The organism is Bacillus sp. BC08, assembly GCF_054326875.1.
In genome coordinates this window covers 433,204-447,808 of the sequence record NZ_JBTGPA010000035.1, presented here as the reverse complement: position 1 = coordinate 447,808, position 14,605 = coordinate 433,204, and the positions used below count along the sequence as shown (strand labels likewise).

The following is a 14,605-nucleotide window of genomic DNA, read 5'->3' as shown; positions in this document are numbered from 1 at the left end:
ATACTTTTAAAGGGAGCTGGTTACTATTTCTTTAATAGTTTTCAAAATAACACTCGGTGTTCTCGTCCTAACTTTGGCTCTTTTCACCATTAACAGTTTAAAAAAGACGTCCGCCTATAAATCAGATAAATATGATCATTACTTACTAGCCTTACTTACATTTGAACTAGTAGTAATGCAAATATCCCTATTTCTTTAATACATACAAAAAAAGCATATATCCAAAATGGATATATGCTTTTACTTTATTCTTGCCCTACACGTTTCACTTCTACGTTTTTAATGCGTTCACGTACAACGTGACTTGCCATAATTAAGCCTGCCACAGATGGTACGAATGCATTTGATGAAGGTGGTAATTTCGCTTTACGAATTTTTGCATTTTCGTCTGGTACGATTTCTTTACGTACTTCTTCACGAATTACGATTGGGTTTTCGTCAGAGAAGACAACTTTTACACCTTTTTTAATACCCTCTTTACGAAGTTTCGTACGAATTACTTTCGCAATTGGATCTGTATGTGTTTTAGAGATGTCTGCAATACGGAAACGAGTTGGGTCCATTTTATTTGCTGCACCCATACATGAGATAATTTTAATTTTACGACGTAAACATTGTTTAATTAAATGAATTTTGAACGTGATCGTGTCCGATGCATCCACTACGAAGTCTAAACCGTGTTTAAAGAACTCTTCATATGTTTCATCAGTATAAAACATTTCTAGTCCAATTACTTCGCACTCTGGGTTAATGTCTGCGATACGCTCTTTCATTAACTCTACTTTTGAACGTCCTACAGTAGATACTAAAGCGTGAATTTGACGGTTTACGTTTGTAATATCTACAACGTCTTTATCAACTAATACGAGACGCCCAACGCCAGAACGCGCTAACGCCTCTGCCGAAAATGACCCTACGCCGCCAATTCCTAAAATACCGACTGTACTATTTTTTAATATTTCAAGTCCTTCTTTACCGAAGGCTAATTCATTACGTGAAAATTGATGTAACATTCAGCTCTACACTCCTATTACAAAAATGGTCTACCATGTATTCTAGCGTTTTTCCGACTATTTGTATAGAAAAAGTTATAGAATTCCTAAAAATACATATTTCGAGCATAAAAACATAGTATAAACCGGATTTTAGTTCTTCCCAAATACACGTTTTAGAAAGAGAATCCAGAGAACCGAGCAGATCGAGGCACGTATGCTAGGAGGAGCGCAGTGTAGAAGTACTACTCGAGCACCGGACTAGCGTACGCAACGACGAGATGCGCCTGCCCTCTGAACCGGACTTTTTAAACTTCCTTTCAATACACGTTTAAAAAGGAGGATTCAGAGGGCCAAGCAGATCGAGGCGCTGAGGCCAGGAGGAGCGCAGTGTAGCGTTACTACTCGAGCACCGGACTGGCGAAGCAACGACGAGATGCGCCTGCCCTCTGAACCGGACTTTTTAAACTTCCTCTCAAAAAAAGTCTAGACGGCTATAGTATAACCATCTAGACTTCATTCTTACTTCTCTTCTTTTAAGCTTAATTTTAAGTTCAACTCTTCAAGCTGTGCTTCTGCAACTGGGCTTGGAGCTTCTGTTAATAAGCAGCTTGCGCTTGCTGTTTTCGGGAATGCAATTGTATCACGAAGGTTCGTACGGCCTGCAAGTAACATAACAAGACGGTCTAAACCTAATGCGATACCGCCGTGTGGTGGCGTACCGTATTCAAATGCTTCTAATAAGAATCCGAATTGCTCTTGCGCTTCTTCTTGTGAGAATCCAAGTGCTTTGAACATTTTTTCTTGTACGTCACGCTCGTAAATACGAAGTGATCCACCACCAAGCTCATAACCGTTTAATACAAGGTCATATGCTTGTGCACGTGCTTTTTCTGGTGCTGTTTCTAATAGCTCAACGTCTTCACGGAATGGCATTGTGAATGGGTGGTGAGCTGCGAAGTAACGATCTGCATCTTCATCATACTCAAGAAGTGGCCAATCCGTTACCCATAGGAAGTTAAATTTACTTTCGTCAATTAACTCAAGCTCTTTACCTAGACGTAAACGAAGTGCACCTAAGCTATCTGCAACAACGCTTTTCTTATCTGCTACGAATAGTAATAAGTCGCCAGCAGTAGCTTCTAATGTAGCCATTAACGCGTTCGCTTCTTCTTCACCGAAGAATTTCGCAATCGGTCCTTTTAAGCCGTCTTCTTCAACTTTAAGCCAAGCTAGACCTTTTGCACCGTATACTTTTACGAATTCAGTTAATGCATCGATATCTTTACGAGAGTATTTGCTCGCAGCACCTTTTGCATTAATTGCTTTTACTTGTCCGCCGCTTTCTACAGCACTTGTAAATACTTTAAAGCCACAACCTGCTGCAAATTCAGATAGGTCTGTTAGTTCCATTTCAAAACGTGTATCTGGCTTATCAGAACCGTAACGAGCCATTGCATCAGCATATTTCATACGAGGGAATGGTGCACTCACTTCTACACCTTTTGCATCCTTCATAACTTTCGTCATCATGCGCTCCATCATATCTAAAATCTCATCTTGTGTTAAGAATGAAGCTTCGATATCGATTTGCGTGAATTCTGGTTGACGGTCTGCACGTAAATCTTCGTCACGGAAACAACGTGCTACTTGATAGTAACGCTCAAATCCGCCGACCATAAGAAGCTGTTTAAATAGCTGTGGAGACTGTGGTAATGCATAGAATTCACCATCATGTACACGACTTGGTACTAAATAGTCACGAGCTCCTTCTGGTGTGCTCTTCGTTAAAATTGGTGTTTCCACTTCTAAGAAATCTTCTGTGTCTAAGAAGTTACGAATTGTTTTCGTTACGTCGTGACGCATTTTGAATGTGTTGAACATTACAGGACGACGTAAGTCTAAATAACGATATTTTAAACGCACATCTTCTGATGCATCTGTATCATCAGCAATAATGATTGGCGTTGTTTTCGCTGCATTTAATACGTTTACTTTCGTTGCTTGCACTTCAATACGACCAGTTGCCATATTGTCATTAATTGCGCCTTCACCACGCTCAACAACTGTACCTTCTACGTGTAATACGTACTCGCTACGAATTGTTTCTGCTACTTCTAGCGCTTCTTTTGATGTTTCTGGGTTAAATACAACTTGTACGATACCTGTACGGTCACGTAAGTCGATAAAGATTAATCCACCTAAATCACGGCGTTTTTGTACCCAACCTTTTAATTGAACTGTTTGTCCAACTGCTTCTACTGTTACTTTTCCACATGCATGTGTTCTTTCAGCCACTGTAAGTTCCCCCTATATTAATTTCTCTGCTACGTATGAAGCAAATACATCTAATGCTACTTCTTCTTGTTCGCCTGTTGTCATATCTTTTAAGTTAATGATGCCTTTATCTAGCTCATCTTCCCCTAATACAGCTACAAATTTTGCCTTTAGACGATCTGCTGATTTAAATTGTGCTTTCATTTTACGATCTAAATAATCTTTTTCAACTGATAATCCTGCTTTACGAAGATCAAACGCAACTTTTGCAGCATGGTCTTTCGCTTTTTCACCAAGAGCTACAACGTAACAATCGATACTATGTTCAATTGGTAATTCGATGTTTTCAGCTTTTAGTGCCATAATTAAACGTTCAATACTCATCGCAAAACCGATACCTGGCATTTCTGGTCCACCGATTTCTTGTACAAGTCCGTTATAACGGCCGCCACCGCTTAATGTTGTGATAGCACCGAAACCTTCTGCTTCACTCATAATTTCAAAAACAGTATGTTGGTAGTAGTCTAAACCACGTACTAAGTTCGGATCTTTTTCAAATGGAACATCCATCATCGTTAATAGCTCTTGAACTTTGTCATAGTACACTGCTGAATCTTCGTTTAAGTATTCTGTAATAGATGGTGCTGTTCCCATTAATTCATGGTTACGGTCCTTCTTACAATCTAAAATACGAAGAGGGTTCTTTTCTAAACGAGATTGACAGTCAGAACAGAACTCGCCGATACGTGGCTCGAAGTGTGCGATTAACGCATCACGGTGCGCTTGACGGCTCGCCGCATCACCTAAGCTGTTTAATACAACTTTAATATTTTTTAAGCCCATGCCGCGGTAAAACTCTACAGCAAGTGCAATTACTTCTGCATCAATTGCAGGATCGTTACTACCGATTGCTTCAATACCGAATTGTACGAATTGACGATAGCGACCTGCTTGTGGTCTTTCATAACGGAACATTTGACCGATATAGTATAATTTCGTTGGTTGAGTTGCGTCACCGAACATTTTGTTTTCAACGTAAGAACGTACAACAGGTGCCGTACCTTCTGGACGTAATGTTAAACTACGCTCTCCACGATCTTGGAATGAGTACATTTCTTTTTGTACGATATCTGTCGTATCACCAACACCACGTAAAAATAACTCAGTGTGTTCAAAAATTGGTGTACGAATTTCTTTATAATTGTAACGACGGCAAATTTCGCGTGCTTGCCCTTCGATATACTGCCATAACTCAACGCTACCTGGAAGAATATCTTGCGTTCCGCGTGGGATTTGAATAGACATATTCAGTTCCTCCTCAAATTGTTTTAATCTTAATAAAAATAAAAAAACTCCCGCCTCTACTGTTTGAACAGTAGGGACGAGAGTATTATACCCGTGGTGCCACCCTAATTGAAGCACGTATGCTTCCACTTTTTTAATAACGCTTAAATGTGCGTTCATCCCTACTAAGCATATACGCCGTTCAAGTTGAAACCTCTAGAGTGTCATTCAATCAGTCATCATGTAGAAATGTTTTCAGCCTAAGACATTTCTTCTCTTGCCATGTGTGTCTCATTTACTCTTCTCTATCAACGGTTATATTCATATGTAAATATAAAATTACTATACGTTTGTTGAGTAGGATTGTCAAGTACTCTAAGAGCGTTCAATCTGCTTCTTTAAACGCTTTACATCTTGAAGAGAAATTCCAAACTCAGAAGCGAGCTCCATTGAAGTATTGTTTTGCTCTTTTGAAATAAAATCATGAAAATTCACGTTAAACAATTGATTTGCACCATTTGTAACAGAATGCCCTTTTTCATTCATACGCATACGTATATCCCTCACATTCAATATGGATGTTTTACTCTTTATTGTTCCATATTGATTAGAGAGTTATACATAAACGAAAACGCTATTGATTCCAAAGTAAGTGAACAAAACATACAAAAATGTATAAAAAAGAGAGGATGATATCACACCCTCTTCTTAAGTAACACTATTTACTATCCACAATTAAGGTCACCGGACCATCATTGATTAAAGAAACATCCATCATTGCTCCGAACGTCCCTGTTTCTACATGCAATCCTTGCTTACGAACTTCCTCATTAAAGAAATCGTATAAACGCTCTGCATAGTCAGGTTTTGCAGCATCCATAAAGTTTGGACGTCTTCCCTTGCGGCAATCTCCGTATAATGTGAACTGCGAAATTGATAGAACTTGTCCTTCTACATCAAGTACAGAATGGTTCATCTTTCCGCTCTCATCTTCAAAAATACGTAAGTTCGCAATTTTTTCTGCAATGTAAGTTGCATCTTTTTCTGTATCTTCATGCGTAATGCCAACTAGTAATGTTAAACCGAACGGAATTTGTCCTACGATCTCACCGTCTACTGTGACAGACGCTTCTTTTGATCGTTGTAAAACAACTCTCATCTTTTCTACACTCCCTATTAATGCATCATGCGTCGTACTGCATAAATTTCTGGAACACGTTTAATGCGTTCTACTACTTTTTTCAAGTGCTGTAAGTTACGAATAGAGATTGACATATTAATTGTCGCCATCTTATTACGGTCACTTCTACCAGAAACTGCCGAAATGTACGTTTTCGTCTCTGTAACAGCTTGTAATACTTCATTTAATAAGCCACGGCGATCGTAACCTGAAATTTCGATATCAACATTATACTCAATTTCTTTTTCAGGGCTACCTTCCCACTCTACTTCCAATAAACGTTCTATAGCTTCTTCTGTATGAACATTTACACAATCACGGCGGTGAATCGATACACCTCGGCCTTTCGTAATATACCCAACGATATCATCACCTGGAACCGGGTTACAGCATTTTGATAAACGAATTAATAAATTATCCGCACCACTTACTTTAACGCCAGAATCCCATTTTCGAATTTTCATCGGTTTACGAACTTCTTTAACTTCAACGATTTCTTCTTCTTCACGTTGCTTACGGAATTTGTCCGTTAGTCGCGTAACAATTTGCGACGCTGTAATCCCGCTATATCCAACTGCTGCAAACATATCTTCTTCATTTGCAAAATTGAACTTCTCAGCAACACGTTTTAAATTGTCAGGAGCTAGCACTTCTTTCATCTCATACTCTAAGCCACGTACTTCTTTTTCAACAAGTTCACGGCCCTTTTCAATATTTTCGTCTCTACGTTGTTTCTTAAAGAATTGACGTATTTTGTTTTTCGCATGAGATGTTTGAGCAAGTTTCACCCAGTCTTGACTTGGTCCATACGAATGTTTCGATGTTAAAATTTCAATGATGTCACCAGTTTTTAATTTATAATCAAGCGTCACCATTTTGCCGTTTACTTTTGCACCAATTGTTTTATTTCCAATCTCTGAATGCACGCGATACGAAAAGTCAATCGGAACAGATCCAAGTGGCAATTCCATTACGTCGCCTTTTGGTGTAAAGACGAATACCATGTCAGAGAATAAATCAATTTTTAATGACTCCATAAACTCTTCTGCATTAGAAGCTTCATTTTGCCATTCTAATATTTGACGGAACCAAGTAAGTTTCTTCTCTAATGTACCTGTTGTTTCTGCTGTTTTTCCTTCTTTATACGCCCAGTGCGCCGCAATCCCGAATTCTGCAATCTCATGCATTTCTTTCGTACGAATTTGCACTTCAAGCGGATCACCTTTCGGCCCAATTACAGTCGTATGAAGAGATTGATATAGATTTGCTTTCGGCATTGCAATATAATCTTTAAAACGACCTGGCATCGGTTTCCAGCACGTATGAATAATTCCAAGTACTGCATAACAATCTTTAATACTATTGACAACGACACGTACAGCTAGTAAATCGTAAATTTCATTGAACTGTTTATTTTGCAGTGCCATCTTACGATAAATACTGTAAATATGTTTTGGTCTTCCAGAAATCTCAGGTTGAATTGAAACCTCTTTTAACTTCTCACGAATACCAGTCATTACTTCATCTAAATACTCTTCACGCTCTGCACGTTTACGCTTCATTAAATTTACAATACGATAATATTGCTGTGGATTTAAATAGCGAAGTGACGTATCCTCTAGCTCCCATTTAATAGTACTAATTCCGAGTCTATGTGCTAAAGGTGCAAAGATTTCTAATGTTTCATTCGCAATGCGACGCTGCTTCTCTTGAGGCAAATGTTTCAATGTACGCATATTATGAAGACGATCAGCTAGTTTAATTAAAATAACTCGAATATCTTGAGCCATTGCAATAAACATTTTGCGATGGTTTTCTGCTTGTTGTTGCTCATGAGATTTATATTTAATCTTTCCGAGCTTTGTTACACCATCGACAAGCATAGCAATTTCTTTATTAAATTCCCGTTCAATATCTTCTAATGTAATCTCTGTATCTTCCACTACATCATGTAAGAAACCTGCTGATACTGTAGCTGGATCCATGTGTAAATCAACTAAAATACCTGCAACTTGAATTGGATGAATAATGTACGGTTCACCCGATTTTCTGTATTGTTCGCTATGCGCATCACGTGCATATTCATAGGCACGTGCCACTAGCTCAATATCTTCATCTGCTAAATATTGACTTGCTTTCTCGAGTACCTGTTCAGCTGTTAGTACCTGCTCATTTGCCATCGAATCACCTTTTATTGAAAATTGACTTTATCTTAATTAAGTAGAATAAATTATATTCTATCATTATAACCTAATGATTGTGAATTGTGAAAAGGAAAAGATTTTACTGACATTTTACCTTGTTTTTTTGTGCAATTATACAAAAGTACCCGCTCCTCTCCAAGAGATTCACGGGTACTTCTTATCACCGTAGTTTTACCTATATAGTGATTAGTATTTTTCTAATACTAATACATCGTAACCATCTAACATTTTACGACCATCTAAGTAAGTAAGCTCTACTAAGAATGCAATTCCTGCTACAACTCCGCCAAGTTCTTCAACTAGCTTAATTGTCGCTTCAATTGTTCCACCTGTAGCTAATAGATCATCTGTAATTAATACGCGTTGACCTGGCTTAATTGCATCTTTATGGATTGTTAAAACATCTTTACCATATTCTTTACCGTAGTCAACTGTAATTACTTCACGTGGTAATTTTCCTAATTTACGAACTGGTGCAAAGCCTACTTCTAATGCATAAGAAACTGGGCAACCGATAATAAAGCCACGTGCTTCTGGCCCCACTACAACGTCAATGTCTCTTTTCTTTGCATACTCAACGATTGCATCTGTTGCTGCTTTGTATGCTTTACCGTCATTCATTAACGGTGTAATGTCTTTAAATACAATACCTTCTTTTGGATAATCCGGTACAATTGCGATATGTTGCTTGAAATCCATATTTCTGAATCCTCCTCAGATCTAAAAGGTTTGTAAATACAAATCCTTTACCCTAACTGTTCTACTTCTTTATGATTACGAATCGTTTCAAACCATGTATATAGTTGCTGATATGTGCTATAAACCAATTCTTTTTCTAATTGTAAGTGGTTCATTTTCTCACGATATGTGTTCGATTCAATTAAATCACGCTTTTGTTTTTTGTCTGCCATAAAAATGACGCCATCTTTTATTGTAACAAATTCTAACTCAAAAAACACCTGTGTCATGAAATTTACTGTATCTTTTGACCAACCTTTATGTTGACAGAGTTGTGCTCCGTATTGCCTTAAAGAAAATGGTGCTTTTTGGCTCAAGAACGAATAGTACCATTTAAAGTGTTCTCTCGTTGGAACAGTACTAAATAAATGATTATTCTCTTGATAAAATAGCGTATAAATTCGCGATGGGAACCCAACTTTAAATAAATCTCGTAATTCATCTGTTCCTTTTGGTAAATCAAGTAACACGATGTATTGATCATCCAATTGGGTTACTTCTGATGCATGCACAATATGCTCTTTATAGTCTTCTAAAGAAAATTTATTCAATACCTCTTCAGAAAAATACACCATCGTAATTTTTTCTTTCGGAAGTTCTGCTACATTCGCTTCTACGTTACGCATACTACGCCAATCAAATAATTGCCACGCTTCTACAGCAATATCTTGTACCATTAATTGCGGCTTCTTAAAATTATTCCATTCATTGATAGATGCTTCTCCTATTACAGATACCTTTGCAACTGGAGAAATTTCTTTCGCATACGCACCAAAACCAAATCCAATTGTATCCAGTGTCGCTTGTCCATCGCGAAGAGCCATTTTCAAATGAGAACCATCTGATCCGATTGCACGAATACTTTCTAGCTCTGCATCCTTCACTGCAATACGTGGTTTTGGATTCCCAACACCAAATGGCGCTAACTTTTGCATATCTTCAATTGCTGCAAGTGTTACATCTTCCACTTTACAAAAAACATCAACAGCTGTAATTGGAATAAAATCTTCTTCTGTTAAAATTACCTCTGCTTGTTCATTTAAGCGGCGGCGCAATTCAGCTACATCATTCATATGTAGCGTCATTCCCGCTGCCATCGGATGTCCTCCGAAGTGTGGCAATAACTCTCTACAATCTGACAAGTTTGCAAATAAATCAAATCCTGCAATACTACGTGCTGAACCTTTTGCTGTTTCTTTTACAGGATCAATACATAATACAATCGTTGGACGATAAAAACGTTCAACTAATTTAGATGCGACAATTCCAATTACACCTGGATTCCAGCCTTCTTTTGCCAGTACTAGTACTTTATTGTCTTCTGACGGGAAATTATTTTCCACTTCAGCAATAGCTTCTTCTGTAATTTGCTTTACAATATCTTTTCGCAGTTTGTTCAGCTCATCAATTTCTTCAGCTAGCTCTTTCGCTTCTTCTGGATCATCTGATAATAAAAGATGTACAGCCGGCGTAGCATCTTCTAAACGTCCAACTGCATTAATACGCGGTGCGAGTGAGAATCCAATACTCTCTTCTGTAATTTCACTTTGCGAAACGTTAGCAACTTTAAATAGCGCCTTTAGTCCGATATTTTTCGTCATGCGCATATGCTTTAAACCGCGCTTCACTAGCAATCTATTCTCACCATGAAGTGACACTAAATCGGCTACTGTACCAATTACTGCAATTTCTAATAAATGTTCTGGTACACGGCCTAGTAGTGCATGTGCAACTTTAAACGCAACACCTACACCAGCTAAATAGTGAAACGGATATACACCGCCATCTAATTTCGGATGAATAATCGCAAGTGCTTCTGGCAATTCTGGTGGTGGCTCATGGTGATCTGTAATAATAAGATCTATTCCAAGCTCCTTCGCTACCTTCGCTTCATGTACTGCTGCGATACCAGTATCGACAGTAATAATTAGTGAGAATCCTGCGCTATGTGCCCAACGAAATGCTTCTTCGTTTGGTCCATACCCTTCTGTAAAACGGTTTGGAATATAAAATTCTACGTCTGCACCTAATTCTTGCAAGGCAAGATATAACACAGTCGTACTACTTACTCCGTCCGCGTCGTAGTCACCAAATATTAATATTTGCTCTCCATTTTGAACTGCCTTATTTACACGTTCTACCGTTCTATCCATTCCTTCTAATAAAAATGGATCATGAAATTCTTGATTTTCTGTATTTAAAAAATCTAAAATCTTATCTTCTGTATCTAGTCCTCTACCGAGGAATAACGAAACGACAAGTGGTGATAATTGTAATTTACTTGCTAATTCACTCACTCGCTCATTATTATATTCTTTTTCTTTCCAACGCGTCTTCGGTTGTAACACGAAATCACCCCTTAACCTGTTCATTATACAAGACAGATTAAGGGGTGACAATATTATGCAAACTACGATGCAATATCTATATACCAAAATGTTAATAATGTTTAATTTGGAGAATACGGATTTATATGTACAAACACATTTTGTACGTTATCTTGTTCCATAAGTGTTTCTTTCACATGCTTTCCAATGCGGTGCCCTTCTTCTACAGTAATGTATGGGTCTACAGAAACTTTAATATCAACAATGACGTAATGGCCATGCTCCCTTGCATATAAAGAACCGATTTTTTTCACACCATCTATTTGAAGTACTGCTTTTCTAAGCGGAACAACATCTTCCTCATGCAGAACATGATCAAGCGTTGCATGAATTGCTTCTGCCCCAATACTCCACGCCATTTTTGCAACAAGAAGTGAAACAAATAATCCTGCAATTGGATCGGCATATACAAGCCAATCTAATCCGAACTTACCACCGATAATCGCTGCACAAATACCGATTAAAGCTGCAATTGAAGAAAACACATCCGAACGGTGCTCATATGCATTTGCAATAATTGCATCACTATTTACCCTCTTCCCTAATCGGAATTTATATTGAAACATTCCTTCTTTCACGACAATCGAAAGAACAACAGCAAAAATCGTAATTCCTTTCGGTGGTTCTAGTTCTTGCGAAAAAGCTTTTATAGACGAAATTGCTATCTCGATTCCTACAATAAATAATAATACTGCAACAATAATCGCTGAAATCGATTCCGCTTTACCATGACCATACGGATGATCTTCATCAGGCGGCTGCTTTGCTGCTCGCAATCCAAACAGTACAGCTAGCGAACCAATTACATCTGATGCAGAATGCACGGCATCCGCTAATAGCGCTTTACTGTTCCCAATATAACCAATTACCGCCTTTACAATCGCTAATATAATATTACCAACGATCCCGACAATAGCACCAAACTCGGCCTGTTTAAAACGTTCATCTTTTTCCATAATTAAAATCCCTTCTTTTCTTAACCTATCTTTTTATTGTAGCAAAAACAGCGATAATATCCCCACTTTCTTCCACTTTTCTATTTCAAAGTTGCTATCTTATTGTATCCACAAACGAAAAAAGAGATGCCTCATAAAGAGACATCATCCTTTTTATACTTGCGGTTCAGATTCTACTTTCTCAACCTTTTTCTTGTTTTTGCCCTTTTTCAAACGACGGTTTTCAAGCATTAACCAAATTTGAGAAGCAACGAAAACAGAAGAGTACGTACCTACAACTAATCCGACAAGTAAAGCAAACGAGAAGTTACGTAATGACTCACTACCGAAGATAAGTAACGCAATTACTGGGAATAACACTGTTAATACGGTGTTAATCGAACGACCAAGGGTTTGGCGAATACTTGCATTTACGATTTCTTCTAAGTCTTTTATATCGCGAACTCGTTTTTTCTGTTTGTATAATTCACGGTTTCTATCAAATGTAACAATCGAGTCATTAATAGAATAACCGATGATTGTTAATACTGCAGCGATAAACGTTAAGTCTACCTCTAATTGGAAAATACTAAACATAACAACCATAACGAATGCATCATGTAGTAATGCAAGTACTGCAGATAATGCATACGTAAAGCGGAATCGAATACTTACGTATAAGATAATAACTGCAGAAGCAATCAGTACAGCGATAAATGCATTTCGTGCAATTTCTTTACCAATTGTTGGTGAAACTGTACTTATGTTTGGATCTGTACCATATTTATCATGGAAGAATGTTTTTGTTTTCGCAATTTCATCTTTTGATAGAACACCTAATGTACGAACTGCGAACCCTTTATTGTCATCTCCAGTCGGTACAATATTTTCTTCCTTCACGTCAATTTTCAATTCTTTAAAATCTTTATGAACATCAGACACAGTAAGTGCTTGTTTTGATTGCAAGTCCATACGTGTACCACTCGCGAAGTCAATACCAAGATTCAATTTGAAAATTGGTAGTATAATTGCACCTGCAATTACAACTACAATCGAGAAGACAAGGAATTTATGACCGATATTTACAAAGTTAATACGATCAAATCTTGTTGGTGGATGTACTACACCTTTTGTTAACGGAATAATATCCTTTTGTTTCACACCGAAATATCCTGGTTTTTTATCAAAGTAACGGCTCTTTACAAGTAATCCTAATAAGAAACGAGTACCGAATACGTTCGTAACGAAACCAACTAAAATACTTACAATTAAACTTGTCGCAAACCCTTGTACTGAGCTTGTACCATATACGAATAACACACCTGCAGCTGCAAGAGTCGTAACGTTTGCATCTAAAATTGTCGCTAATGAACGATGGTTACCAGCACGGAATGCTGACATCATTGACTTACCAATTTTCAGCTCTTCCTTCAGTCTCTCGTACGTAATAATATTCGCATCAACCGCGATACCTACCCCGAGCACTAATGCCGCAATACCTGGTAATGTAAGAACCGCATGCATCCAGTTAAATACAAGTAGCGTAACAAAAATGTATAGACCTAACATAATTACAGCTACAAGCCCTGGTAAACGGTAATATACAAGCATAAATAAGAAAATAAGAGCGATACCGATCGCACTAGCGAAAATCGTTTGGTCTAATGCTTGTTGACCAAATTTCGCTCCAACTGATGTTGAATACATTTCTTTTAAATCAACAGGAAGTGCACCTGCATTTAATAAAGATGAAAGTTGTTTCGCACTTTCAACTGTGAAGTTTCCACCTACGATAGATACTTCAGCTTGGTTAAACACTTGGCTTACTGTTGCTGCTGATAAGAACTTCGGATTCGGTTTTGCAGATTCTGCTTTATACGAATCTTTTCCTTCTTCAAAGTCAAGCCAGATTACCATTAAATTCGTTGGTGGTGGCATTTTTGAAATTTTTTCAGTTACTTCACGGAATCTATCAGCGCTTTTTAGTGTAAGACCTACGCTCGCACGGCCTTGCTCATCAAATGTTTGTTTCGCTCCGCCGCCTTTTAAATCCGTTCCGTCCATAAGAAGGTTGTCATCTACATCACGGAATGTTAATTTCGCTTGTGTTGATAACATTTCACGTGCTTTTTGCTGATCTTGTACACCAGCAAGCTGTACGCGAATTCGATCTTGTCCTTCAATTTGAATATTCGGCTCACTTACACCGAGAACATTGACACGATTTTCAAGAGCACCTACTGTACTTACAAGTGCCTCTCGGTCAATTTTATCACCTTTTTTGGCTGGTTTTACTTCATACAGAATTTCAAAACCACCGCGAAGGTCTAGTCCTAGACTAATTCCTTTTGCTATGTCTTTTCCTGCCGCACCAATTACTCCACCGATTAATAAAACGATGAGGAAAAAGGCGGCAATTCTCGTACCACGCTTTGCCATATGTACCCTCTTTCTGCTACTAACACTTTAAATAAATCTCTTACGATTCACTTTTACACGTGTGCATACGCCTAGTTAGTAGACTTCCTTTCTATAATTTTGCTAGTTCATCACTAGCTGTGTCGGTAAGTTTTTCACAATACCTACACTTTCATTATTTATTTTCTCT

At 37.9% G+C, this 14,605-nt stretch carries 10 protein-coding genes and 1 other annotated feature; all 10 genes read right to left on the bottom strand.

Translation table 11 applies throughout. The features are described 5' to 3' along the window. Positions 1–245: 245 nt before the first annotated feature. The 10 genes from ACXVYO_RS20385 to secDF all read right to left on the bottom strand — a co-directional run bounded on the left by ACXVYO_RS20385 (position 246) and on the right by secDF (position 14,436). Positions 246–1,013 (bottom strand): tRNA threonylcarbamoyladenosine dehydratase, encoded by a 768-nt coding sequence (locus ACXVYO_RS20385; protein ID WP_000903182.1) that lies wholly within the window; start codon positions 1,011–1,013, stop codon positions 246–248. Between the two features lie 501 nt (positions 1,014–1,514). Then, positions 1,515–3,290, bottom strand: coding sequence for an aspartate--tRNA ligase (gene aspS, locus ACXVYO_RS20380; protein ID WP_000840887.1), 1,776 nt, complete (start codon positions 3,288–3,290; stop codon positions 1,515–1,517). Positions 3,291–3,302: 12 nt separating this feature from the next. After that, the gene (hisS, locus tag ACXVYO_RS20375; RefSeq protein ID WP_327799537.1) at positions 3,303–4,574 is read right to left on the bottom strand and encodes a histidine--tRNA ligase; all 1,272 of its coding nucleotides are present in this window, start codon (positions 4,572–4,574) and stop codon (positions 3,303–3,305) included. Positions 4,575–4,643: 69 nt separating this feature from the next. Beyond that, positions 4,644–4,874 (bottom strand) — a binding site (T-box leader). Positions 4,875–4,928: 54 nt separating this feature from the next. Further along, on the bottom strand, positions 4,929–5,105 hold the full coding sequence (locus tag ACXVYO_RS20370) for a hypothetical protein (protein ID WP_001242605.1): 177 nt from the start codon (positions 5,103–5,105) through the stop codon (positions 4,929–4,931). Positions 5,106–5,271: 166 nt separating this feature from the next. Further along, positions 5,272–5,712 (bottom strand): D-tyrosyl-tRNA(Tyr) deacylase, encoded by a 441-nt coding sequence (locus tag ACXVYO_RS20365; protein WP_001266958.1) that lies wholly within the window; start codon positions 5,710–5,712, stop codon positions 5,272–5,274. A gap of 17 nt (positions 5,713–5,729) precedes the next feature. Continuing rightward, entirely contained in the window at positions 5,730–7,913 is a 2,184-nt protein-coding gene (gene relA, locus ACXVYO_RS20360) for a GTP diphosphokinase (RefSeq protein WP_001262800.1), read from the bottom strand. A 210-nt stretch (positions 7,914–8,123) separates the two neighbouring features. Next, the gene (locus ACXVYO_RS20355) at positions 8,124–8,636 is read right to left on the bottom strand and encodes an adenine phosphoribosyltransferase (RefSeq protein ID WP_000346221.1); all 513 of its coding nucleotides are present in this window, start codon (positions 8,634–8,636) and stop codon (positions 8,124–8,126) included. A 47-nt stretch (positions 8,637–8,683) separates the two neighbouring features. Beyond that, positions 8,684–11,023: a single-stranded-DNA-specific exonuclease RecJ gene (gene recJ, locus ACXVYO_RS20350; RefSeq protein WP_458468337.1), complete on the bottom strand. Its 2,340-nt coding sequence runs from the start codon at positions 11,021–11,023 to the stop codon at positions 8,684–8,686. 101 nt (positions 11,024–11,124) lie between these two features. Next, positions 11,125–12,018 carry a cation diffusion facilitator family transporter gene (locus ACXVYO_RS20345; RefSeq protein WP_270729377.1) on the bottom strand — a complete coding sequence of 298 codons (894 nt, stop codon included), beginning with the start codon at positions 12,016–12,018 and terminating at the stop codon, positions 11,125–11,127. 153 nt (positions 12,019–12,171) lie between these two features. After that, a complete protein-coding gene (gene secDF / locus ACXVYO_RS20340) occupies positions 12,172–14,436 on the bottom strand; it encodes a protein translocase subunit SecDF (protein WP_458468336.1) in 2,265 nt (754 codons plus the stop codon). Positions 14,437–14,605 lie beyond the last annotated feature (169 nt).

Bases quoted from the DNA above. Each gene is read 5' to 3' on its own strand.
- ACXVYO_RS20385 (WP_000903182.1), bottom strand. From the start codon at position 1,013: ATGTTACATCAATTTTCACGTAATGAATTAGCCTTCGGTAAAGAAGGA.
- hisS (WP_327799537.1), bottom strand. From the start codon at position 4,574: ATGTCTATTCAAATCCCACGCGGAACGCAAGATATTCTTCCAGGTAGC.
- ACXVYO_RS20370 (WP_001242605.1), bottom strand. From the start codon at position 5,105: ATGCGTATGAATGAAAAAGGGCATTCTGTTACAAATGGTGCAAATCAA.
- ACXVYO_RS20365 (WP_001266958.1), bottom strand. From the start codon at position 5,712: ATGAGAGTTGTTTTACAACGATCAAAAGAAGCGTCTGTCACAGTAGAC.
- relA (WP_001262800.1), bottom strand. From the start codon at position 7,913: ATGGCAAATGAGCAGGTACTAACAGCTGAACAGGTACTCGAGAAAGCA.
- ACXVYO_RS20355 (WP_000346221.1), bottom strand. From the start codon at position 8,636: ATGGATTTCAAGCAACATATCGCAATTGTACCGGATTATCCAAAAGAA.
- ACXVYO_RS20345 (WP_270729377.1), bottom strand. From the start codon at position 12,018: ATGGAAAAAGATGAACGTTTTAAACAGGCCGAGTTTGGTGCTATTGTC.
- secDF (WP_458468336.1), bottom strand. From the start codon at position 14,436: ATGGCAAAGCGTGGTACGAGAATTGCCGCCTTTTTCCTCATCGTTTTA.